Annotated in this window: 20 protein-coding genes; 13 read left to right on the forward strand and 7 right to left on the reverse strand. The window is 68.1% G+C overall.

What is annotated here, in order from left to right; all coding sequences use genetic code 11:
- Positions 1-54: 54 nt before the first annotated feature.
- Entirely contained in the window at positions 55-1,422 is a 1,368-nt protein-coding gene (locus DAT35_RS17330; RefSeq protein WP_146209758.1) for an ATP-binding protein, read from the reverse strand.
- 201 nt (positions 1,423-1,623) lie between these two features.
- Here DAT35_RS17330 and rpoZ point away from each other — a divergent pair, with 201 nt between their 5' ends.
- A complete protein-coding gene (rpoZ, locus tag DAT35_RS17335) occupies positions 1,624-1,875 on the forward strand; it encodes a DNA-directed RNA polymerase subunit omega (RefSeq protein ID WP_108068143.1) in 252 nt (83 codons plus the stop codon).
- Here the strand turns inward: rpoZ and DAT35_RS17340 are convergent.
- The 3 genes from DAT35_RS17340 to DAT35_RS17350 are packed head-to-tail and all read right to left on the reverse strand — an operon-like array spanning position 1,872 to position 3,636.
- Entirely contained in the window at positions 1,872-2,351 is a 480-nt protein-coding gene (locus tag DAT35_RS17340) for an NUDIX hydrolase (RefSeq protein ID WP_108068144.1), read from the reverse strand. The two genes, rpoZ and DAT35_RS17340, sit on opposite strands and share 4 nt — an antisense overlap.
- A 35-nt stretch (positions 2,352-2,386) precedes the next feature.
- Positions 2,387-3,028 carry a hypothetical protein gene (locus DAT35_RS17345; protein WP_108068145.1) on the reverse strand — a complete coding sequence of 214 codons (642 nt, stop codon included), beginning with the start codon at positions 3,026-3,028 and terminating at the stop codon, positions 2,387-2,389.
- A gap of 14 nt (positions 3,029-3,042) precedes the next feature.
- A complete protein-coding gene (locus tag DAT35_RS17350; RefSeq protein ID WP_108068146.1) occupies positions 3,043-3,636 on the reverse strand; it encodes a hypothetical protein in 594 nt (197 codons plus the stop codon).
- A gap of 407 nt (positions 3,637-4,043) precedes the next feature.
- On the opposite strand from DAT35_RS17350, the gene groES reads away from it, so the two are divergent.
- The 7 genes from groES (at position 4,044) to DAT35_RS17385 (ending at position 11,231) form a co-directional block, all read left to right on the forward strand.
- Complete coding sequence (gene groES, locus DAT35_RS17355) at positions 4,044-4,334, forward strand: co-chaperone GroES (RefSeq protein WP_108068147.1); 291 nt, start codon at positions 4,044-4,046, stop codon at positions 4,332-4,334.
- 42 nt (positions 4,335-4,376) lie between these two features.
- The gene (gene groL / locus DAT35_RS17360) at positions 4,377-6,017 is read left to right on the forward strand and encodes a chaperonin GroEL (protein ID WP_108068148.1); all 1,641 of its coding nucleotides are present in this window, start codon (positions 4,377-4,379) and stop codon (positions 6,015-6,017) included.
- A gap of 185 nt (positions 6,018-6,202) precedes the next feature.
- Positions 6,203-6,457, forward strand: coding sequence for a glutaredoxin 3 (grxC, locus tag DAT35_RS17365; RefSeq protein ID WP_108068149.1), 255 nt, complete (start codon positions 6,203-6,205; stop codon positions 6,455-6,457).
- Positions 6,458-6,569: 112 nt separating this feature from the next.
- Positions 6,570-7,010 (forward strand): hypothetical protein, encoded by a 441-nt coding sequence (locus DAT35_RS17370; RefSeq protein ID WP_108068150.1) that lies wholly within the window; start codon positions 6,570-6,572, stop codon positions 7,008-7,010.
- 296 nt (positions 7,011-7,306) lie between these two features.
- Positions 7,307-8,692, forward strand: coding sequence for a sigma 54-interacting transcriptional regulator (locus DAT35_RS17375; protein WP_199242920.1), 1,386 nt, complete (start codon positions 7,307-7,309; stop codon positions 8,690-8,692).
- A gap of 38 nt (positions 8,693-8,730) precedes the next feature.
- The gene (locus tag DAT35_RS17380; protein ID WP_108068151.1) at positions 8,731-9,921 is read left to right on the forward strand and encodes a hypothetical protein; all 1,191 of its coding nucleotides are present in this window, start codon (positions 8,731-8,733) and stop codon (positions 9,919-9,921) included.
- 128 nt (positions 9,922-10,049) lie between these two features.
- A complete protein-coding gene (locus DAT35_RS17385) occupies positions 10,050-11,231 on the forward strand; it encodes a hypothetical protein (protein WP_108068152.1) in 1,182 nt (393 codons plus the stop codon).
- A gap of 17 nt (positions 11,232-11,248) precedes the next feature.
- Here the strand turns inward: DAT35_RS17385 and DAT35_RS17390 are convergent, their stop codons facing one another.
- The 3 genes from DAT35_RS17390 to DAT35_RS17400 all read right to left on the reverse strand — a co-directional run bounded on the left by DAT35_RS17390 (position 11,249) and on the right by DAT35_RS17400 (position 15,566).
- Complete coding sequence (locus DAT35_RS17390) at positions 11,249-13,270, reverse strand: PAS domain S-box protein (protein ID WP_108068153.1); 2,022 nt, start codon at positions 13,268-13,270, stop codon at positions 11,249-11,251.
- Positions 13,271-13,542: 272 nt separating this feature from the next.
- A complete protein-coding gene (locus tag DAT35_RS17395) occupies positions 13,543-14,472 on the reverse strand; it encodes a hypothetical protein (RefSeq protein WP_108068154.1) in 930 nt (309 codons plus the stop codon).
- Between the two features lie 38 nt (positions 14,473-14,510).
- Positions 14,511-15,566 (reverse strand): hypothetical protein, encoded by a 1,056-nt coding sequence (locus tag DAT35_RS17400; RefSeq protein ID WP_146209759.1) that lies wholly within the window; start codon positions 15,564-15,566, stop codon positions 14,511-14,513.
- 275 nt (positions 15,567-15,841) lie between these two features.
- Here DAT35_RS17400 and DAT35_RS17405 point away from each other — a divergent pair, with 275 nt between their 5' ends.
- The 5 genes from DAT35_RS17405 to DAT35_RS17425 all read left to right on the forward strand — a co-directional run bounded on the left by DAT35_RS17405 (position 15,842) and on the right by DAT35_RS17425 (position 21,815).
- Positions 15,842-17,722: a SulP family inorganic anion transporter gene (locus tag DAT35_RS17405; RefSeq protein ID WP_108068156.1), complete on the forward strand. Its 1,881-nt coding sequence runs from the start codon at positions 15,842-15,844 to the stop codon at positions 17,720-17,722.
- A complete protein-coding gene (locus tag DAT35_RS17410) occupies positions 17,719-18,762 on the forward strand; it encodes an HAD family phosphatase (protein WP_108068157.1) in 1,044 nt (347 codons plus the stop codon). Before DAT35_RS17405 ends, DAT35_RS17410 begins: the two co-directional genes overlap by 4 nt.
- 139 nt (positions 18,763-18,901) lie before the next feature.
- The gene (locus DAT35_RS17415; protein ID WP_108068158.1) at positions 18,902-20,377 is read left to right on the forward strand and encodes an arylsulfatase; all 1,476 of its coding nucleotides are present in this window, start codon (positions 18,902-18,904) and stop codon (positions 20,375-20,377) included.
- Between the two features lie 101 nt (positions 20,378-20,478).
- A complete protein-coding gene (locus tag DAT35_RS17420) occupies positions 20,479-20,883 on the forward strand; it encodes a hypothetical protein (RefSeq protein ID WP_199242921.1) in 405 nt (134 codons plus the stop codon).
- A 215-nt stretch (positions 20,884-21,098) separates the two neighbouring features.
- Positions 21,099-21,815 carry an outer membrane beta-barrel protein gene (locus DAT35_RS17425; protein WP_158501749.1) on the forward strand — a complete coding sequence of 239 codons (717 nt, stop codon included), beginning with the start codon at positions 21,099-21,101 and terminating at the stop codon, positions 21,813-21,815.
- Positions 21,816-21,819 lie beyond the last annotated feature (4 nt).

The raw sequence follows: 21,819 nt of genomic DNA on the forward strand, positions 1-21,819 counted from the left end.
GGGCATCTCGGATGCACCCGAGCCGCCCGGAAGGCGGGCCTGTGCGCGGGGTCCTCAGGCGGCGCCCTGGGCTCCTCCCTCCGGTGCGGTGGAGGGCTCCTCCTCGGGAGGCTCGACCGGGCGGACCGGGAGCTCGATGCGCAGCCGCGCCCCGCCCTCGGGACGGTTGCTGGCGGTGAGCGCGCCGCCGAACTGCTCCACCAGCTCGCGCGACAGGGTCAGACCCAGGCCGGTGCCCTTCTCGGGGCTCTTGGTGGTGAAGAAGGCCTCGAAGAGCCGGGACAGCACATGCGGGGCGAACCCGGGCCCGTTGTCCTCGACGAGCAGCACCACGCGCTCCTGCTCGGCCCGGCCCGTCACCCGCACCTCGCCACCCTCCACCTTGTGCGACTCCAGCACGTCGCCCGCGTTGACCAGCAGGTTGAGCAGCACCTGCACCAGCCGCTGCCGCACGGCGAAGATCTCCGGCAGGTCCGCGGGCACGTCCACCCGCAGCAGCGCCACGTGCTTGAGCCGGAGCGAGGCCAGCTTCATGGCATCGGCCACCACGTCCGCCAGAGAACACGGCGTGGGCTCGTTGGCGTCCATCCGCGCGAAGCCCCTCAGGTCCGCGACGACCTGCCGGATGTGCTGGATGCCCACGCGCGTCTCCGCGAGCACCTCGGCCAGCTCCTCCCGGTCCACCTCCCGCCCCGACGTCAGCTCGTTGCGCACGAAGTCGACGTTGGAGCCGACGTAGGCGATCGGGTTGTTGATCTCATGCGCCACCCCCGACGCCAGCCGCCCGACGATGGCCAGCTTCTCCGACTGGGCCCGGCGATGCTCGCTCAGGGCCAGGGCCTCCAGGGACTCGCGGCGGGCGCGCTCGAGCCGGGCCTGCTGCTCGGCCGTCTGGACGTGGCGCGCCTGGCGCGAGAGGAAGTCCGCCAGCACCGCGGTGCCCATCATCATGAGCACCCAGGTCAACCGCTCGGCGAAGGAGTGATTCGCCCCCCCCACGAGCACGAGGGTGCCCACGAAGCTCACCCCGCCCGCGGCGAGGGTGGCGCGCCGATCCTCGCGGAGGACCAGGGCGGTGCCGAGCGGCAGGGTGGGCACCATGACGAAGTAGGGGCTCCCCACGCCTCCCATCACGAAGGAGAGCCCCGCGACGCAGATGCCGGACAGCCCCACGGACACATAGACCCGCCAGCGCGCCCCGGACGAGGAGTCCCCCGGAATGCCCCACATGAGCAGCAGGCTCACCACCCACCCCAGGCGGAACACGAGTGCCCAGACGCTGAAGGAGCCCAGGTAGAGGACGTCCACCCCGTAGAAGCCCAGGATGATCGCGGCGAGCCCCCAGAGCATCCGGCTGTTCCAGACACCTCGCTGCTCGTCCCGCTCGGCGGGGGTCGGCCCGGGTTCAGGGGAGCGAGGCATCAAGGAATTCACCGGGATACGGGAAGCGGAGCATCTTCTTCCGGAAAGGCACTGAAACCCGAAAAGCGTACCACGTCTCCGGTGGGGAGCAGGCGTCGCGTCCCGTGGCTGACGGGCAGCTCCATCCTTCCTTGACTCGGTGGGGGTCACTCTCTAGGTTGACTCCCTTACCTCAGTACCCTGCGAAGGATCTTCTCCACCATGGCTCGCGTCACAGTCGAAGACTGCCTCCCCCTGGTCGACAACCGCTTCGCGCTCGTGCTGCTGGCGGCCAAGCGCGCCCGTCAGCTCATGGCCGGCGCCCGCCCCATCATCGACACCTCGAAGAACAAGCCCCCCGTGCTCTCGCTGCGCGAGGTCGCCACCGGCCGGGTGAAGTTCGACCGGGACGTGCGCGAGGCCCTCACGGGCAAGTACTCGCAGAACGAGCCGCCGAAGGCCAACGCCAGCTAGTCCCCGGAGCCCTCCGGACGCACTCCGGAGAGGGCGAGGGTGGCCCCCGCGCGCAGCAGCATCCTGGCCGCTCGCGCGGCAATGGCCTTCTCGCCCTTGTAGCCCAGCAGGGCCGCCACCCGGGCGAGCGGTACCCAGCGCGTCTCGTCCACCTCCACCCGGTGTCCCTCGTGCTGGATGTCTCCCAGCACCCCGGACTCGTGGCGGAAGAGGAAGAAGTGGACGCGCTTGAAGATGCGCTGTCCGCGGAACTGGTAGACGTAGCGGATCTCCCCCAGCGGCGCGACGAGCGTGGCCCTCAGGCCCGTCTCCTCCCACACCTCACGTACGGCCGTCTGCTCGGGCGACTCCCCGGGGTCCACATGCCCCTTGGGAAGCGCCCACAGGGAGCGGCCGTGGGGCCGGATGACGGCCACCTCCAGCTCGCCCCCCTGTTCTCGGACGACAACTCCTCCAGCGGAGGCCTCACGGGGCATACGCCCTCAAGGTAACCGATGCCCGGCCGCCGCGTTCATGAGACTTGCGCGAAGTGCCTCAGCTTGGCTTCTGCACCCAACCGGTACGCGTAACGCAGCTCCGACAGGAGCCGCTCCAGCCGCCGGGCCGTCACGTGCCCCATCAGCCGGGAGCAGAAGTTGCGCGACAGCCGGTTGGCCTCCTCGTAGCGCCAGCGCTCCTCCCCGGACAGCTGCTCCCGGTAGGACACCCGATCGAACAGCCTCCGCCGCAGCTCCCCCGCCCACGCCCCCACCCCATCCCCCCACCGGTGCAGCAGGCACAGGGCGAACTTGTCCACCTCCGCCTGGGCCTCCAGCTCCAGCAGCGACACGGTACGCCCATGTGTGGCCGTGTGCGCCACATAGACAAAGTGGGACACACCCTCGGCGAGCTGGCAGAAGCCGTCCAGCTCGCGCTCCAGCAGGGAGGCCACCGGGCCGCTCTCGTAGGGCTTGAGGCGGTGGAGCAGCGAGGGGGCGAGGTAGAGGGCGAGCTCCAGCTGCCCCTCCCCCTCGAGCACCAGCAACTCCTCCTCGGCGCGTCCGGTGGCGCCGAGCTGGACGGCGGCCTCCGTGTCCACCACGAAGACCTCCGCCCGGGCGGCGCAGGTAATCCCGTAGATGGCCTCCAGGTGCGCCTGAACGCGACCGATCATGCAGGGCTCTCCGGCTAGTTGGGCAGACCCTTGGGCACCACCATGCCGGCGTCCACGAGCACCTGCTCCAGCCGGTCATTCCCCGTGCGCACCCAGCTCTCGTACACCTTGAGGGTGCCCGAGGGGCCGTTCTGTACCAGCCCTCGCGCGGCGATCTCCTCGAGCACATCCACCAGGGCGCGGAAGCGGGCGCTCAGCTCGCGGTAGACGGAGGCGAAGCCCGCGGCGGGTGCCAGGTCGGCCACCTGCCCGTAGGCCGCCCCACCCATCTGGATGTAGTAGTCCTGCCCCACCGGCCCCTCGCGCAGCGCGCCCGAGAAGAACCCGGCCTGGTAGAGCGAGACGTCCCCCAGCCGCCGCAGCGTGCGGATGCGCTCGTCCCGCTGCTGCTGGAGCGCGCGGTGGTAGAGCATCGCCAGCGGCTCCTGCTCCTTGCGCCCGTCATCGCCCTTGCTGAACAGGTTGTCCGCGCTCGCGAACTCGGCCAGCAGGTTCACCAGATAGAACTCGGTCGTCTCCGCGACCGCGAGCTTCTGGCGCCGGATGACTTCATCCAACAGCGTCCTGAAGAACTCCTTCAACGACGGGGCCGTCACCAGTTGACTCATGGACTCTCGACCTCCCTCGTCCCCGGGGAAGAATCAGGCCGGGGACGCCATGAAAAATTTACCAACGGCCCCCCACATGCCGCAAAAGGACCTCCAGTCATTCCGGACACTTACGCTGGCACTCGCCACCTCCGACTGCCAGAAACGCACGGCCTGCCCACCCACCAGGCCCAGGATGTCCACAGGCAGACAGAGTCGAAAAAGCGAGTTGTGACGAGGGTTTGGCGGAACCCTGCCCTCGGGTCTGGGCTCGCTTGACGGGTCGACTTCGCTGGTTATTATCCCGCGCGCTCGCCGGTTAGCACTCATGTGGTGTGAGTGCTAACGGCCCAGGGCCCCAGGCCCCATTTCCAACCCCTACACGGGTGCCCCGTGAGCGGGGTGCCTCATCAGGAAGGAGACAAACCGTGAAGATTCGTCCCCTGCAGGATCGTCTGATCATCAAGCGCGTGGCCGAGGAGAACAAGACCAAGGGTGGTCTGTTCATCCCCGACACCGCCAAGGAGAAGCCCCTCGAGGGCAAGGTGATCGCCGTCGGCAACGGCAAGGTGCTCGAGGACGGCAAGGTCCGCCCGCTCGACATCAAGGCTGGCGACACCATCCTGTTCAGCAAGTACGCGGGCACGGAGATCAAGATCGACGGCGAGGACCACCTCATCCTCCGTGAGGAGGATGTGCTCGGCGTGATCGAGAAGTAATCCCCCTCCCCCTCATCGCCTTACCCAAAGGAAGCAATCCACATGGCAAAGGACATTCTTTTCGACGTCCGCGCGCGCGAGTCCATCCTGCGCGGCGTGAACATCCTCGCCGACGCGGTGAAGGTCACCCTGGGCCCCAAGGGCCGCAACGTGGTGATCGAGAAGTCGTTCGGCTCCCCCACGATCACCAAGGACGGCGTGACCGTCGCCAAGGAGATCGAGCTCGAGAACAAGTTCGAGAACATGGGCGCCCAGATGGTCAAGGAGGTGGCCTCCAAGACCTCGGACGTGGCCGGTGACGGCACCACGACGGCGACCGTGCTGGCCCAGGCCATCTTCCGCGAGGGCGCCAAGCTGGTGGCCGCCGGGCACAACCCGATGGACATCAAGCGCGGCATCGACAAGGCCGTGGCGGCCATCGTCGAGGAGCTGAAGAAGCTCGCCAAGCCCACCAAGGACAAGAAGGAGATCGCCCAGGTCGGTACCATCTCGGCCAACGGCGACACCACCATCGGGCAGATCATCGCCGATGCGATGGAGAAGGTCGGCAAGGAGGGCGTCATCACGGTGGAGGAGGCCAAGGGCCTGGACACCACCCTGGACGTGGTCGAGGGCATGCAGTTCGACCGCGGCTACCTCTCCCCGTACTTCGTGACCGACCCGGAGCGCATGGAGGTCGTCCTCAACGACGCCTTCATCCTCATCTACGAGAAGAAGGTCTCGTCGATGAAGGATCTGCTCCCCGTGCTCGAGCAGGTGGCTCGCTCTGGCAAGCCGCTGCTGATCATCGCCGAGGACGTGGAGGGCGAGGCCCTGGCCACCCTGGTGGTGAACAAGATCCGCGGCGTGCTGAACGTGGCCGCGGTGAAGGCGCCGGGCTTCGGTGACCGCCGCAAGGCCATGCTCGAGGACATCGCCATCCTGACCGGTGGCAAGATGGTGGCCGAGGACCTGGGCATCAAGCTGGACACGCTGACGCTCAACGACCTGGGCCGCGCCAAGCGCATCACCATCGACAAGGACAACACCACCATCGTCGACGGTGCGGGCTCGCAGAAGGACATCGAGGCGCGCGTGAAGCAGATCCGCGCCCAGACCGAGGAGACCACCAGCGACTACGATCGCGAGAAGCTCCAGGAGCGTCTGGCGAAGCTGGTGGGCGGCGTGGCCGTCATCAACGTGGGCGCCGCGACCGAGACCGAGATGAAGGAGAAGAAGGCTCGCGTGGAGGACGCCCTCAACGCGACCCGCGCCGCCGTGGAGGAGGGCGTGGTCCCTGGCGGTGGCGTGGCCCTGCTGCGCTGCTCCAAGGCGCTGGACACCCTCAAGGTGGACGCCGGTGAGAAGTTCGGCGTGGACATCATCCGCCGCTCCGTCGAGGAGCCGCTGCGCCAGATCGTCGCCAACGGCGGCCTCGAGGGCAGCGTCATCGTGAACAAGGTCAAGGAGGGCTCGGGCTCGTTCGGCTTCAACGCCGCGACCAGCATCTACGAGGACCTGCTGGCCGCCGGCGTCATCGACCCGGCCAAGGTGAGCCGCACCGCGCTGCAGAACGCGGCCTCGGTTGCCTCCCTCATGCTCACCACCGAGGCGATGGTGGCCGAGCGTCCGAAGGAGGAGAAGGAGATGCCCGCCGGCGGCGGTATGGGCGGCATGGGCGGTATGGGCGGCATGGGCATGTAGTCCCCTCCAGGACTCCGGAGCGCGGCTCCTCCCGCGCTCCGGGTGCCTCGCAACGGCCTCCGGTTCCCTCGTGGAATCGGGGGCCGTTCGCGTTTGCGGGAAGCCAGCGGGCATCCATCGGGCGGCCATCGGGTGGCGCGCTGTCCCCTGCCCTCTTAGTTTGGAGGAAGACACCAGGAGGACATGTGAAGCCCGTCAAAATCTACACCACCACCTACTGCGGCTACTGCGTCCGGGCGAAGGATCTGCTCACGCGCAAGGGCGTGAAGTACGAGGAGCTGGACGTCACCGGCAACGACGACATGCGCGAGAAGCTGGTGGAGATGAGCGGCGGCCAGCGGACCGTGCCGCAGATCTGGATCGGCGACACCCACGTGGGTGGGTACTCGGACCTCGCCCGCCTGGAGACCGAGGGTCGGCTCGATCCGCTGCTGGCCTGAGCCTGAGCCATCCACGATGCCCGGGGGCAGGCGGCCAGCCAGTCCCCATGGGCGTCCTCCCTCCGCCGTGAGCAGGTTGCCCGGAGTGATGGGCTCACACAGGAGGTGGACGATGGCAGAGACAGGGGAACAGGTCACCGGCACCAAGGACGAGAACTACGACGTCATCAGCGTGCTCTACCACTGTCTCCAGGCGGCCTCGTCGGTGGACCAGTACATCCAGGACGCCGATCAGAGCGGGGACCGGGAGCTGGTGGACTTCTTCCGCGACTACCAGGAGTCCCAGCGTGACCTGGCCGAGCGCGCGAAGAACCTGCTCGCGGCCCGGCTGATGCGGACCGGGCGCGTGCAGACCCGGAAGAGCCAGAAGGCCGCGGGCGGCAGGAAGGGCGGCAGGAAGCCGGTGGTGGATGCGGGCCAGGGAATCAGCCCGGAGCAGCTCGGCGCCCAGACCAACGCCCAGGTGAACTCCGGCGGCCCCGAGTTCGAGGACCTCGTAGACGAGGAGTCCATGGAGTCCTTCCCGGCCAGCGACCCGCCCGGCAGGTACTAGCGGCGAACAGCTGCGCTTCGACAACCCAGGGCTGGCAACCCGATGCGCTGCTTCAGCACACCGGGATGTCGGCCTGTTCGTGCGCGAAGCCCCGGACGGGCAGAAAACCTGGCTCCGTTTGAGGCCGCGTTCGCCGTCCGGATGGAAATTTTCCCGAGCGACTCCTGCCCTGACGCACTGCCCCGCGGGCCTCGTCGGTAACGCTTGCCCCCGCCGTACCAACCCCCATAAACAGGGAACTCCCGCGACGCTGGCGGTGCTCGTAGCACTCCGCTCCGGGGGGAGGGTCTACGCCAATGATCAACGACAGGCCGGAGGTCACGCTCACCGTGCAGACGGGCGAGTCACGCCCGACACGGATTCAAGTGCGTGAATGGACGGTGGAGGTAGTGGCCGGCCCGGACAAGGGCAAGAAGGTCACCACTCAGGATGCGCTGCTGCGCGTGGGCTCGGACCCCGCCAGCGATCTGGTGCTCAGCGACCAGACGGTGAGCCGCCGTCACCTGGAGTTGGAGCGCTCGGGGAAGGGAATCCTCCTGCGCGACCTGGGCAGCCGCAACGGCACGTTCCTGGACGGCCACCAGGTGATGCAGGTGCTGCTGCAGCCCGGGGACAAGGTGGTGCTGGGCAAGACGAAGCTGGCCATCAAGCAGGAGCCGCGCGCCACGGAGGTGGAGGTCTCCGGTGGGGCGGACGCCTTCGGGGGGCTGGTGGGCACCTCGGAGAAGATGCGGGTCGTCTTCGCGCAGCTGCGCAGCATCGCCCGCGAGGACATGAACCTGCTCATCGAGGGCGAGACGGGCACCGGCAAGGAGCTGGCCGCGCGCGCCGTGCACCAGCACTCGATGCGGCGGCACGGTCCCTTCAAGGTGGTGGACTGCAACCTCATCACCGAGGAGAAGGCCGAGCGCGAGCTGTTCGGCGGCCTGCGCTCCGGCGAGGACGACGACAAGGGCACCAAGGGCGTCTTCGAGGCGGCCCAGGGTGGCACGCTCTTCCTGGACGAGGTGGGCGAGCTGCCACTGTCGCTGCAGCCCAAGCTGCTGCGCGTGCTGGAGTCGCGCGAGGTGCCCTCACTGGACGGGGCGCCGGTGACCGTGGATGTGCGCGTCATCGCCTCCACCCACCGCAACCTCGAGGAGGACGTGCGCCAGGGCCGCTTCCGGGCGGACCTCTACTACCGGCTGGCGGTGGCGCGCGTGCGCCTGCCCCCGCTGCGCACCCGGCGCGAGGACATCCCCGTGCTGGCCCAGTCCCTGCTGCGCGGCATCAAGTCCACCTTCGAGCTCACCCCCCAGACGATCGCCCTCTTCGAGGGCTACGACTGGCCCGGCAACGTGCGCGAGCTGCGCAACGTGCTCGAGCGCGGTGCCCTCATGCAGGAGACGGGCAACGTCAGCTGGCTGGACTTCATGGCCCAGCCCGAGCGGAAGATCGAAGGCAACCAGCCCACCACCAGCGTGGCCGCGCTCGTGACGGGCATGCCCTACCATGAGGCCAAGGACCGCGTGGTGGCCGACTTCGAGCGCCTCTACTTCGCCGAGGTCATGCGCCAGTCCAACTTCGACATGAAGACGGCCGAGCAGCATACCGGCCTGTCCATGCAGAGCCTCTACCGCCTCCTCAAGAAGAACGGGCTGCGGTTGAAGGATCTCAAGAACGCCGAGGGACTTGATAAATGAGTCCCCCCGCTGTCCCAACCCCAAGGGAGATCCCCGACATGATGCGCCGTATCGCCATCGCCTCCGTCCTCTTCGTCGCGGCTGGGTGTGCCACCCAGGAGCAGGCCCAGAAGAAGCAGCAGGGCCCGACCACCAAAGAGGAGCGGATGCGCATCACCAACCAGTCGCCGTTCGACGTGGCGGTGTGCCAGCCCAAGACGCGCTCCCTGCCCCAGCCCGCCAACCAGGAAGTCATCCTGGGCGCGCTCACCTCCGCCCGCCCCCAGGTGCTCGAGTGTCTGGTGGATCCCAAGTCCCGCGGCGCCGCGGACACCACCAACGTGACGGTGAAGACCACCGTCAACGACCAGGGCGGCACCCACGCCGTCTCCGGGGAGAACCTCACCCCCGAGGGCACCGCGTGCATCCAGAAGGTGGTGGATACGCAGGTGCCGCTCACCGCCCTGCCCAAGGGCGCGCAGCCGGTGACGTCCGAGAGCAGCTTCGTCCACGAGACGAGCAACAGCGCCAGCGTCAAGTTCGGCATCAACCCGGGCTCGGACTACTCGGGCACCGTGCGGCTCGCCCTGCCCACCTGGTGTGACTGCTACGCGAGCTTCGGAAACAAGGCTCCGCCCATCCTCAAGGCCAGCGTGGACCTGAAGAAGGGCCTGGCGACCGCGGCCGACATCACCTTCGATCCCGTGGGCACCCCCGAGGGTGACCAGCTCGCCGCCTGCCTCAAGGGCAAGATGATGGCGCTGCCGGCCAAGCTGGAGACGGACGAGCTGAAGTTCGGCTACCGCTTCGTCCAGTTCAACTCGCAGGCCTCCGAGCCCGCCGCGGACCTGCCGCCCGAGCTGCGCTTCCTGCAGCTGGACCTGGTGCGCAACCAGCGCTCCGCCGACGTGGCCATCGCCTCGGGCGCCCGCACCAACGCCGCCGAGGCCTATGACGCCATCGTCACCAAGTACCAGAAGAGCAAGGACTGGAAGCTGATCGACGAGCTGAAGACCAAGTGCAAGGCGCTCGTCGACTCCGCCCAGGGCTGGGTGAACGCGATCGACTCCCAGCTCAAGGTGGACCAGGCCTCGCTGGCCATCGTCCAGGAGCTCAAGGCCAAGGACACGGCCTGGGCCGATGTGGAGACGAAGAGCCAGGAGGTCATCGGCAACACCGAGAAGTACCTGGCCAATGCCCAGCAGCGTCTCAAGGACGACCAGGCGGCCTGCCCCAAGGAGCGCAAGTAGCACGCGCTCCGGCCCGAGCACACGGGCCTGAAACGACGAAGGCGCGGGACCTGGAGCCAGGTTCCGCGCCTTCTTCAATTCAACCGCCATGGCAGGCGATACCGCCCATTCCTAGATTGAACACAGCCATGGATGTTCCCGCGTCATTGCAGGACTTCTCGCTGCTCCAGGGAGGCCCGTTCCTCCTGCTGCGGCGGCGGTTCCATCTCCTCCGCCCGGGACGTCCAACCCTGCGCTGGCGCCTGCTCGCCCTCACGCTCCTGGGCTGGCTCCCCCTCCTGCTCCTCACGGCCGTGCGAGGAGAGCCCGCGGCGCTCCGTGCCTTCCTGCTCGACTACCACGTCCACACCCAGTTGCTGATCTCCCTGCCCGTGCTCATCGCCGCTGAGCGCTATGTCGACAAGCGGCTCGCGCTGGCCGTGCGCCAGCTCGTCTCCTCGGAGCTGATCGAAGCGGAGAACCTGAGTGCCCTCGACGACGCCGCGCGCAAGGCGCAGCGGCTCCGGAGCCTGGGACTCGTCGAGGCCGGGCTGCTGCTCGTCAGCTACATGCTCTCCTTCTGGCAACAGCTCCCCAAGCAGCACGTGGAGTGGCTCTTCGCGGACGGCGAGGGACACCTCACCCCGGCCGGCTTGTGGTACGTGGCGGGGAGCCTGCCCCTCTTCCGGTTCATGGTGCTCTGGTGGCTGTGGCGCGGAGCCGTGTGGGCCCTGTTCCTGTTCCGCGTCTCACGGATGCCCCTTGCCCTGAGACCGACCCACCCGGACTTCACGGGAGGCCTGCGGTTCCTGAGTACCTGCCAGAGCAGCTTCTCCGTCGTCGTCTTCGCACTGGCCTGCGCTTCCGCCAGTGCCACCCGTCACCTCAACCGGGTGAGCCCCACCGAGGACCCGCTGAGATACGCCAGCCCCCAGCTCGTCCTCGCGCTCATTGCCTTCATCCTCGTGTTCGCACCGCTGCTGCCCTTCGGGATCCCTCTCCTGAGAGCGAAACGGCGCGGAGTGCTCCAGTTCTCCGCGCTGGCGGCCCACCACTCGCGGGACTTCGAGCGCAGGTGGTTCGACCCCCAGGGCGGCCCACAGGGCGCTCCGGGCAACTCCGAGCGCCCTCTCCTGGGTGCCGCCGAGTTCTCCTCGCTCGCTGACCTGGGAACATCATTCGACGTCACGCACCGGATGCGGCTCATCCCGTGGGGCCGCCGGCCGCTCCTGAGCGTCGCCGCCGCGGCCCTGGCGCCCCTGGTGCCGCTACTCATCGTGGACCGGCAGTTCCTCGCCCTCGTGTTGCAACTCATCCAGAACCTGCTCTGAAGCGCGCCGCGCCCCACTCAGCGAGGCGCGAGCTTGGGGGCGGATGCCTTCTCGTTCCGCTCGATGCCCGGTGCAACGGGCAGGGTGAAGAAGAACGTGGTCCCCCGCCCGAGGGTGCTCTCCGCCCAGATGCGTCCCCCATGGGCCTCGACGATGCCCTTGGCGATGTAGAGTCCCAGGCCCGCGCCCCGCCGGTCCGTGGGCCTCTCCTGCCAGAAGCGGTCGAAGAGCCGGGAGAGGTGCATCGGCGCGATTCCCTTGCCCGTATCCGAGACCGAGAAGCACACCTCGCTGTCGCGGCGCTCGGCGCCAATACGGATGTGGCCACCAGGGGGCGTGAACTTCACGGCGTTGCCGAGGAGGTTCGAGAAGACCTGCAGAATCCTGCCCCGGTCGGCCATGACCAGCGGAAGCGCCTCGGCCAGTTCGGTCCGCAGCTCGAGGGATGCTGCGGACGCCGCCGCGGTGAACAACTGGACTGCCCCGGCCACCAGCTCCCCCGGCGCCACGCATTCACGCTCGAGGTGAAGCCCTTGCTTCTCGATTCGCGCCACGTCCAGCAGGTCCTCGATGAGTCGATTCGCCTGGTGGATGTGCCGTTCAATGGTCTCCGCCGCCTTGTGGACGGTTCTTCCCGGGTCGTCTTGCGGCACATTACGCCGGAGCGCCGCCGCGGCGAGCCCGACCGCCTGGAGCGGATTGCGAAGGTCATGCGCGACGATACTGAGCACCTCGTCCCTCGCGGCAACGGCCTGCTGTGCGGCCCGATAGAGGCGCGCGTTGTCGACCGCCAGGGCCGCACGGCGGGCCAACTCCTCGCCCAGCCGAAGGTCCTCCGGGTCGTAGTGACGGCGCGAGTCCGTGGAAACGACGAGGAGGACTCCCACCAGGTGCCCATGGGCCAGGAGCGGAAGTCCCATGAAGGAAGTGGGATGGAGCTGGCGGAGCAGCTCGAGGTGCTCGGGCCCCTGGGCAATGGACTGGAGGACTTCCGCGGAGACGTCGGACACCAGTATCGGCTGTTTCGTCTCGAAGATCTGACAGTAGAGAGAGCCCCTGTTTCGGTCCAGCGGCACCTGCTCGAGCGCGGCTGCGAGCTGCACCCTGGCGGGCTCCCGGTGAACGACGCGGAGCCGATGGAGCTGCCCCCCCTCCTCCACGATGTCGATGATGCAGGCGTCCGCCAGGAAGAGAACCGCGAGCTGGGCAATGCGGGTGAGGACCTCCTGGTAGTCCAGGGTCGCGGCGAGGACGCTTCCGACCTCCACCAGGAATCGCTGGTCGCGCTCGACGCGGGCGCGCTCGGTGATGTCGCGCAGCACGACGTTGAAGAGCACCTTCCCCCCGACTTTCAGCTTCGAGATGGCGGCCTCCGCGGGGAACTCCTGGCCGCTCTTGCGCAGGCCGAAGATGGCGGGGCGATGCTCGCCCATGTATCGCGCTTTCACGGGCCCGGCCGCGAACTCACGCATGTGCTGCCGGTGAATCTCCCGGAATCGCTCTGGCAGCAGGATGTCGAGCGGCCTCCCGAGGATCTCGTCACTCCGCCAACCGAAGATGCTCTCGGCGCCTTCGTTGTAGATGACGATGTGTTGCTCCTCATCGACCGAGATGACGGCGTCCAGGGCGATGGAGACAATCCCCGCGAACTTCGCCTCTGACTCGCGAAGCGCCTCCTCCACGAGCTTGGCGCCCGTCCGGTCAACGCCCACCAGATAGACGAACTCCGGCGTTCCGTCGGGGCGCCTCGACACCTGCGCCGACCAGGCAATCCACCTGCGCTCCCCCGCCTTCGTGAACACGACGGATTCCTGAGGGGGAGACTTGCCTTCCAGGAGCTGGGTGAGAAGGCGCCTGGCGGACTCGGCCCTGTCTGAAGCGGGATTGAACTCTCCGACCTTCCGGCCCCGGACCTCCTCGAAGTCATACCCGAGCAACTCCGAGCACGCCCGGTTCCACAGGAGGACCCGCCCCTCCCGGTCGAGGACGACCACGAGGGGCTCCCTCATCTCCAGGAGCCTCACATCGAAATCCATCATGGGGCGGACCTCTCCCGGGCCGCACCGACTGCACGGGCTCAACGCTCGCCGCTGTCCTCAAGGGTGAGCATCCCGGCCGGGCCTTGCCATGCCCGGCGTCCCCTTCGGCCAGGCGAGCCCCCAGCCGGATGTCTTCAAGACGCACATGGCAAGAAGCCCATCAGCCAGGCGAGCGGGGAGGAGCGGGCGAAGCCCCGAACCGAGACCCATGCATGCACCGGAGGGCAGCCGGGCGCTTCGCGGACTGGAGGACAAGACCCGCTCCGCGCAGCTCAGCGCGACTTCGTCACCAGGAGCACGGCGAGCAGGAGCGCGCTGCCCGCCCCCGCCACGACGACGAAGGGCTTGCGCAGACCCTCTCCCAGCGCGGCCAGGATGCCGCTGGACACCTCGCGGCCCGCTCGCTGAAGAACTCCCCCGACCGGAATGGACTCGCCCAGGGAGCGCACCTGGTGGACCAGCTCCCCGGTGGCGCCCCGCACGCATGCCGCGGCGATCTGCTCGGCCGTGCCTTCCAGGGCCCGGCCCAGCCTCCCCTCCTCCTTGCCCCACCGGGCCCGCAGCTCCGTGTCGAGCTGGTCCACGAGCGCGTGAACGAAGCGACGCCCCGCATGCTCGAGGAACTCGGCCAATGCATCGCTCTTCTCCGCCGCCTTCGCGCCGAGTCCCTCGATGAAACCAGCCCCTACCTGCGACGAGAGCTCGGCCGCCACTGGCACCAGCTCCTGCATCGAGTCGTGGACCTGTCCCAGCACGCCCCGCACCGCTCCTGCGGCGGTGAGCCGGGCGCGCATCTCGACCGTGTGAAGCTCCGTCTCCCGGTTCGCCTCGACCCTGATGGAGCGCTCGAGCAACTGGTTCAGACGCACCACCACCTCACGGGAGAGCACATCCACGCCGGGCATCAAGCGCCGCAGCTCCTCGACCGCTCCCCGCACCGCGCTCTCCGCGACGAGGCGCGACCACTCCTCGGGTGGCCGGAAGGGGCGCCCGGCGGCCTCGTGTGCCATGCGCTCGAGAAGCGTCAACACCTCCTTGAAGACCGCCTGGAGCTGCCCGTCGAGCTCCGGATGCCCCGCCCGGAGCTCCTCGGTGGCACCGCGCACCGCGCCGCTGGCGATTCCCTGGGCCGCGAGGCGCTCGACCGACAGGGTGAGTTGCCTCAGCAGCTCGACAGGAGACAGGCGCGCCTCTTTGCTCATCGCTCCTCCCGGAGAAGACGCTCGGCCCTGCCGGAGACTCACCAGATGTAACGGAGGATGAGCTGGCCATAGTAGAGCGTGGGCCTGCCGGACTTCGCGGGGTTGCCATCCGAGTCGCGACCGATGCGGGACTCCGCGTGGAGCACGGCCACGCCGCCCAGACCGAACTGCAGGTTGGGCCGCCCCGAGTAGTAGAGGCCGAGGCCGACCGAGCTGGTGTTCAGGTTCGTGCGGGCCAGCGCCACCTCCGACTGGTAGCCCGCGGTGAAGAGGTACTCGCCCATCAGCGCCAGGGGGACGCCGAGCGGCTTGAAGTCCGCCGAGAGCGCGGCCGCCAGATCGACGCGGGTGGAGGTGGAGTACTGGTCGACGCGATCGCCCAGGACGGAATCGAAGGGCCTGCGCGAGCGCCAGATGCGCGTGGCCGAGGCCGAGGCCTGGAACCCCATGACGGACCCCCCGAGCGCCTGGGCCAGGAACAGGCCGCCATTCGCCGAGTACTCGGAGGTGGGTACGGTGACGAGCTCGCCCAGGCGGCCACGCAGGATGTCCTCCAGCGTCGCGCCCGGGGTGTCCAGGATGGAGGTCACGAGTGTAAACAGCGAGAGCTCCCGGCCCTGCTGGTAACCGCCGCCACCGCGCAGCGACAACTGAGTGCCGCTCGAGTCGAGGTGAAGCAGCCGCACCACGAGACCGCCGTCGCCGCCCGCCTGGAAGTTGGCGCCATCCGAAAGGAACGAGCCCACCGTCAGGCCGGCGTAGAGGGTGCCTCGCGCCTGACCCCACAGACCAAGCCAGCGGGTGAGCCGCACGCCCAGGTCCAGCGTCTGCTGGTAGCCCGTGAGTGACACGTCCACCGTCCCCAACCTGCCGATGGGCAGATCCGGCACGTCGTACACCGCCGCGCCCGAGCGGAGGCCCACGTAGCTGGAGACGAAGGCGCTCTGCTGGAGCATGGGAAAGAGGAAGTTGTGGCCCCCGAGCTGGTGCGAACGGCCCTGGCCACACTCGCACGCCGGCGGCTCCCGGGCAGCCGCGCTCTCCGCAGGCGCCACGTTCAAGGCAAGAAGCAACGCAATCGCGGTCAGGTTCATGGCCCGGATATGAGGCCCGGGCACACGCGCGACACCTGCTTGCGAGGCGGGGCGGGAAGCGGAGTGGTGAACGCTGGCGGAAGGATGCCTGTCCACACAGCAGGCATCGCCCGTCCACCTCGCGACACCCCATGGCCCTGGAGTGCCGGGAGCCCGCGAGGGAGCGGAGACAGGCAGGTCACCCCTGGACTCCTCGAACGAGCACACCCGGATGTCCCCTCGCGAATGAACACCCCATGTTTCACGGCCAGAAGCACCCTGTACCGGAGCCGCACATGAGCCAGCGGGGCACAACCACGGACAGACGCTCCTCCTTCATTCCGTTCCTGGCCTCGATGCGGGGTTACCGCCCGAGCTGGCTGAAGCGAGACCTGGTGGGAGCGCTCACCATCACGGCCCTCCTCATCCCCGAGGGCATGGCGTACGCCCAGCTCGCCGGCGCACCACCCCAGGCGGCCTTCTATGCGTGCCCGGTGGCCCTGGTGCTCTACGCCCTGCTGGGCAGCTCGCGTCAGCTCGTGGTGGCCGTCTCCGCCACGGTGGCCGTCCTCTCCGCCGCCACCATCAGCGCGCTGGCGCCTTCGGGCTCGGCCCACTTCCTCGCCCTCACCGCTGGCCTGGCCATGCTGGCGGGCCTCATCTCCCTGCTCGCGGGCGTGCTGCGGCTCGGGCGCATCGCCCAGTTCTTCTCCCCTTCCGTCCTCACCGGCTTCGTCTTCGGACTGGCGCTCGTCATCGCCATCAAGCAGGTGCCCAAGCTCTTCGGATTGAAGGGCGCCGAGGGCGGATTCTTCGAGCGGCTGTGGTTCGTTCTCACCCACCTCCCGCGGACCCACCTGCCCACGCTCCTGGTGGGCGCGAGCTGCCTGGTGCTGCTGGTGGTCCTCGAGCGCATCTCGGAGCGCCTCCCCGCGGCCCTGGTGGTCCTGGTGCTGGCCATCCTCGCCTCCCATCTGCTCGGCCTCCAGGCGCGGGGGGTGGAGGTGGTGGGGAACATCCCTTCCGGGCTCGTGGCGCCACGGCTGCCGGGCATGAAATGGAGTGACGTGCTGACCCTGCTGCCGGGAGCGTGCGGCATCGCGCTGGTGGCCTTCGCGGAGGCCATCGGCCCGGCACGCATGCTGGGGGCCCGGCATGGCTACCCGGTGAATCCCAATCAGGAGTTGATCGGCCTGGGCTGCGCCAACCTGGGCGCCGGTCTCTTCCAGGGCTTCTCCGTCGGCTGCAGCCTGTCCAAGTCAGCGGCCAATGATCAGGCGGGAGCCCACAGCCAGCTCTCCTCCCTGGTGGCGGCCGGCTTCACGCTGCTGGTGGCACTCTTCTTCACGCCCCTCTTCCGGGCCCTGCCCGAGGCCACCCTGGGCGCCATCGTGGTGGTGGCCGTGTCGGGGATGATGGAGGTGGGCGAGCTGCGGCGGCTGTCCCGGCTGCGCCGTGTCGACTTCCTCGTGTCGATGACCGCCCTGCTGGGCGTGCTCGTCCTCGACGTGCTGCCGGGCCTGCTCCTCGCGGTGGGCCTCTCCCTGTTCCTCACCGTCTATCGCGCCAGCCTCCCCCGGCTGAGCGAGCTGGGGCGGGCCGCGGGCACCCTGGACTTCGTCGACATGCGGCACGACCCCTCGGCGCGTTCCCTGCCTGGGCTGAAGGTCCTCCGCCCCAACGAAGGCATCTTCTTCGCCAACGCCGAGTCCCTCCGCGAGGAGATCCTGGAACACGTGCGGCGCGGCCCCCTCTCGGTCCAGGCCGTGCTGTTGGATCTGGAGGTGACGACGGATCTGGACGTGCCCGGAGCCGACATGCTGGCCGGCCTTCACGAGGAGCTGGAGAGCCGGGGGGTGACGCTGATGCTGGCGCGGGCCATCGCTCCCACGCAGGAGATGATGGAGCGCACCGGCGTGCTGGAGAAGGTGGGCCGAGACCACCTCTACCCGCATGTGCTGGGCGGGGTGGTGGACTATCTGGCCCGGCACGCACCCCACGCTCGGGACGAGCGGGCGTTCTTCCACGACGGCCTGCACCGGCTGGGCACCCTGGCGGAGGAGGTCGAAGCCTCCATGCCGGACGAGGAGCGCGAACAACTGGAGCGGATGCGGCGGGAGCTCCGCCAGGCCGAGTCCGCGCTGGAAGAGCCACCCCACGGAGGCAGCGGACCATGACGGCATTCCCAACACTTCGCACCGCTCGCGCGGTGGCCCTGCCACTGCTGGTCCTGACAGCGCTCGCCGCGAGCACCCCCACCATCGCCCAGGCTCCAACGGCGCAGGTGGATCCACTTCCCTCCTGGAACGAGGGAGCGCCGAGGAAGGCCATTCTCGACTTCGTCAAACGTGTCACCACGCCGGGCAGCCCGGACTTCATCCCGGTCGAGGAGCGCATCGCCACCTTCGACAACGATGGCACGCTCTGGCCCGAGCAGCCCGTCATCCAGGGCGCCTTCGCGCTCATGCAACTCCAGAAGCGCGTCGCGAAGGATCCCTCGCTCAAGCAGAAGCCCGCGGTCAAGGCCGCCCTCGACGGAGACCTCGAGTACCTCACCCGGGCCGGTGAGAAAGCGGTGCTGGAACTGCTGGCGATCACCTCCGCCAACATGACCAACGAGCAATTCGACCAGGAGGTCCGCGACTTCTTCCAGACGGCGAAGCACCCGAAGCTCGGCGTGCCCTACACGCAGCTCGCCTACAAACCCATGGTGGAGCTGCTGGAGTACCTCCGCGCCAACGGCTTCCGTACGTACCTCTGCTCGGGGGGTGGCATCGACTTCATGCGGGTCGTCTCCCAGCGGATGTATGGGATTCCACCGGAGCAGGTGATCGGCAGCTCCCTGAAGAAGGAGTTCAAGACCCAGAACGGCAAGTCCGAGCTCTGGAGGAAGCCCGAGCCCGGCGCGGTCAACGACAAGGAGACCAAGCCGGTGAACATCGATCTGCACATCGGGAAGCGTCCGGTGCTCGCGGCCGGCAACGAGCGCAGCGGTGGAGACATCGCGATGCTCGAATACTCCCAGGGCCGAGAGGGGCCCTCGCTCCAACTCCTCGTCAACCACGACGACGGTCAGCGGGAGTTCGCCTACCAGGAGAAGGACAACGCCTCGCTCAACGCCGCCCGGACACACGGCTGGACGGTCGTGAGCATCAAGAACGACTGGAAGACTGTCTTCGCCCCTCCGCCCCCAGGCGCGAGTGGCCAGAAGCCGTGAAGCGTGGATCCCGGCTCCGGGACCCCGCCCCTCCGGGCTGTACGAGCAGCGGGGCTGGCGAGAGTCCCTCCCCGGAGCATGCACATCGTTCCTGCCAGACCTACCCGGAACCGGGCAACCACGGAGAGGGAGAAACACCATGGCCAGAGCTGCGAAGCCCCCCAACATCCTCGTCATCTTCGGAGACGACATCGGCTACTGGAACGTCAGCGCCTACAACCAGGGAATGCTGGGCTACGAAACGCCCCACATCGACCGTCTGGCGAAGGAAGGAGCGATCTTCACCAATTACTACGGGCAGCAGAGCTGTACCGCCGGCCGCGCGGCCTTCATCACCGGCCAGTGCCCCTTCCGCACGGGCCTGACGAAGGTCGGCATGCCGGGAGCCAAGGTGGGCCTGAGCGACGAGGACCCGACGATCGCCGAGATGCTCAAGCCCCTGGGCTACCAGACGGCCCAGTTCGGCAAGAACCACCTCGGGGACCGGGACGAATACCTGCCCACGAACCACGGCTTCGACGAGTTCTTCGGCAACCTGTACCACCTCAACGCGGAAGAGGAGCCCGAGAACCCGGACTACCCGAAGGATCCCCAGTTCCGGAAGCGCTTCGGTCCGCGCGGCGTCATCCGCTCGTACGCGGAAGGCCGCATCGAGGACACCGGGCCCCTCACGAAGAAGCGCATGGAGACGGTCGATGAGGAGTTCCTCGCCGCGGCCCTCGACTACCTCGAGCGGGTGGCGGACTCCGACAAGCCTTTCTTCATGTGGTTCAACACCACGCGCATGCACATCCACACGCACCTGAAGCCGGAGTCCCAGGGCAAGACGGGAATCGGGCTCTATCCCGACGGCATGGTCGAGCACGACGGACACATCGGCCAGCTCCTGGACAAGCTCGACGAGCTGGAGCTGAGGGAGAACACCATCGTCATCTACACCACGGACAACGGCGCCATGGTCAACATGTGGCCGGACGCCGGAGCGACTCCCTTCCGCGGCGAGAAGGACACCAACTGGGAGGGCGCGTTCCGCGTGCCGTGCCTCATCCGCTGGCCCGAGGTCATCAAGCCGGGCACCCGCATCAACGAGCTCGTCTCGTCCGAAGACTGGCTGCCCACGCTGGTGTCCGCCGCGGGCGACCCGGACGTCAAGGACAAGCTCCTCAAGGGCTACGAAGCCAATGACAAGACGTTCAAGGTGCACCTGGACGGCTATGATCAGACCGGGCTGCTCGCGGGGCGGGAACCCTCCCGGCGCAAGGAGTTCTTCTACTTCGGCGATGATGGCGAGTTGCTCGCGGTGCGCCATGGGCGCCTCAAGGTGGTCTTCGCCGAACAGAAGGCCGAGGGCATCGACGTCTGGTCGACGCCCTTCGTGATGCGCCGGGCGCCGCTCCTCTTCGACCTGGGAGCGGACCCGTTCGAGCGGGGAGAGGACGGAATCGGCTACCACTCCTGGCTGATCGACCGGGCCTTCATGTTCCTCCCGGCTCAGCAGGTGGTGGCCCGGTTCCTGGAGAGCTTCAAGGAGTTCCCGCCGCGTCAGAAGGCGGCGAGCTTCACCATCGACCAGGTGCTGGAGAAGCTGGAGAACGCGCCGCCCCCGGACCATTGACGGTGACGAGCGGCCCGCCCCCTGTGAGCCATTCCAGGGGGCGGGTCCAGCTCCGGTTCATCTTCTCGCTGCTCTTCCCGACAAAGAAATAGAGGTTTCCAATGTCAGATGTGCTCACTCAGATGTGGCGGGAGATCGTCGAACGCCCCGATGGGCCGATGGCATTCCGCTTCTACTTTCAACCGCTGATGGCGCTGCTGTTCGCCGTGCGCGACGGCATCAAGGACGCGCACGAGGGACGGCCCGCCTACTTCTGGGCGCTCTTCACGGACAAGCCGCACCGTCGCGAGTTGCTGCGCTCTGGCTGGAGCTCGGTCGGCAAGATCTTCATCCTCGCGGTGGTGCTCGACACGGTCTATCAACTCCTCGTGTTCAAGGGGCTACGGCCACTCCAGGGACTGATCGTGGCCGTGCTCCTGGCGCTCGTGCCGTACGTGCTGCTCCGAGGCCCGGTGAACCGGATCGCCCGCGGCCTCCTCCACCGCCGTGCCAGCCGGCAAGGATGAGCGGTGTCGGGGTGGTGATAGGTCCACCCTCGAACAAGGCGCGGACCCCGGGCCGTACTGCACATCCCGCTCTCATGCCAGGCAGGGAGCCGAGGGGATACACGCTCCCGTCCGGAGCCGGATGCGCCGTCCTGGCACCAACCCTCCTCCCGCCCTCGCGGTCTGATGGGAGTACCGCTCACCCGATACATACCCTCGACGCCAGGAGGAGCGAGATGCGATTCATTTCCATGAGGACCGTGGGGCTGCTGGTGGCGTTCGCAGGCGCCTGCCCCGCCCTGGCGGCCGAACCCGACATTCCCGCGAGCTTCGTCACCGAGAACGAGCAGGATTCGCTCGTACCGCACGTGGGCTTCAACATCGGAGCCGGCGTGAGCTTCCCGCTCGCCGACTCGGGCAAGCGCTTCGAGACGGGCGGCGCCTTCCAGCTCGGAGTGACGTACAACTTCAACCGGCTTCTGGGCGTGCAGGCCGAGTACCTCTACAGCGGCTACAACATCCAGTCCAACGTGCTGGACTCGACAGGCGTCAACGGCTACCACTCCATGCAGTACGGGGACCTCAACGCCGTCTTCAACGTGATCCCCGCCCGCCCCTTCGGCATCTACGTGCTGGGCGGGCCCGGCATCTACCATCGGCGGGTGGAAATCACCGAGTTCGCGGGGGTGGCCGCGGTGCCGTACTGCGACCCCTGGCTGTACATCTGCTACACCACGCCCGTGTCGGTCGAGTCCGTGCTCGGCGCGCGGAGCAGGACGGACTTCGGGCTCAACGCGGGCGTCGGCATCAGCCTGAGGCTCTTCGGAGGCCCCATGCGCCTCTACGCGGAAGCCCGCTACCACTACATCTTCAGCGGCGACATCGATACGGCGGCGGGCCCGAAGAAAGCGAATGGTCAGTACATTCCCCTCGTGTTCGGGTTGCGCCTCTGAGGCC

Source organism: Vitiosangium sp. GDMCC 1.1324 (assembly GCF_003044305.1).
In the GTDB taxonomy this organism is placed as follows: Bacteria; Myxococcota; Myxococcia; order Myxococcales; family Myxococcaceae; genus Archangium.

What these genes read in the sequence shown, in the direction of transcription:
- DAT35_RS17330 (WP_146209758.1), bottom strand. Translation starts at nt 1,422, where the DNA reads ATGCCTCGCTCCCCTGAACCCGGGCCGACCCCCGCCGAGCGGGACGAG.
- rpoZ (WP_108068143.1), top strand. Translation starts at nt 1,624, where the DNA reads ATGGCTCGCGTCACAGTCGAAGACTGCCTCCCCCTGGTCGACAACCGC.
- DAT35_RS17340 (WP_108068144.1), bottom strand. Translation starts at nt 2,351, where the DNA reads ATGCCCCGTGAGGCCTCCGCTGGAGGAGTTGTCGTCCGAGAACAGGGG.
- DAT35_RS17345 (WP_108068145.1), bottom strand. Translation starts at nt 3,028, where the DNA reads ATGATCGGTCGCGTTCAGGCGCACCTGGAGGCCATCTACGGGATTACC.
- DAT35_RS17350 (WP_108068146.1), bottom strand. Translation starts at nt 3,636, where the DNA reads ATGAGTCAACTGGTGACGGCCCCGTCGTTGAAGGAGTTCTTCAGGACG.
- groL (WP_108068148.1), top strand. Translation starts at nt 4,377, where the DNA reads ATGGCAAAGGACATTCTTTTCGACGTCCGCGCGCGCGAGTCCATCCTG.
- DAT35_RS17370 (WP_108068150.1), top strand. Translation starts at nt 6,570, where the DNA reads ATGGCAGAGACAGGGGAACAGGTCACCGGCACCAAGGACGAGAACTAC.
- DAT35_RS17375 (WP_199242920.1), top strand. Translation starts at nt 7,307, where the DNA reads ATGATCAACGACAGGCCGGAGGTCACGCTCACCGTGCAGACGGGCGAG.
- DAT35_RS17380 (WP_108068151.1), top strand. Translation starts at nt 8,731, where the DNA reads ATGATGCGCCGTATCGCCATCGCCTCCGTCCTCTTCGTCGCGGCTGGG.
- DAT35_RS17385 (WP_108068152.1), top strand. Translation starts at nt 10,050, where the DNA reads ATGGATGTTCCCGCGTCATTGCAGGACTTCTCGCTGCTCCAGGGAGGC.
- DAT35_RS17390 (WP_108068153.1), bottom strand. Translation starts at nt 13,270, where the DNA reads ATGATGGATTTCGATGTGAGGCTCCTGGAGATGAGGGAGCCCCTCGTG.
- DAT35_RS17395 (WP_108068154.1), bottom strand. Translation starts at nt 14,472, where the DNA reads ATGAGCAAAGAGGCGCGCCTGTCTCCTGTCGAGCTGCTGAGGCAACTC.
- DAT35_RS17400 (WP_146209759.1), bottom strand. Translation starts at nt 15,566, where the DNA reads ATGAACCTGACCGCGATTGCGTTGCTTCTTGCCTTGAACGTGGCGCCT.
- DAT35_RS17405 (WP_108068156.1), top strand. Translation starts at nt 15,842, where the DNA reads ATGAGCCAGCGGGGCACAACCACGGACAGACGCTCCTCCTTCATTCCG.
- DAT35_RS17410 (WP_108068157.1), top strand. Translation starts at nt 17,719, where the DNA reads ATGACGGCATTCCCAACACTTCGCACCGCTCGCGCGGTGGCCCTGCCA.
- DAT35_RS17415 (WP_108068158.1), top strand. Translation starts at nt 18,902, where the DNA reads ATGGCCAGAGCTGCGAAGCCCCCCAACATCCTCGTCATCTTCGGAGAC.
- DAT35_RS17420 (WP_199242921.1), top strand. Translation starts at nt 20,479, where the DNA reads ATGTCAGATGTGCTCACTCAGATGTGGCGGGAGATCGTCGAACGCCCC.
- DAT35_RS17425 (WP_158501749.1), top strand. Translation starts at nt 21,099, where the DNA reads ATGCGATTCATTTCCATGAGGACCGTGGGGCTGCTGGTGGCGTTCGCA.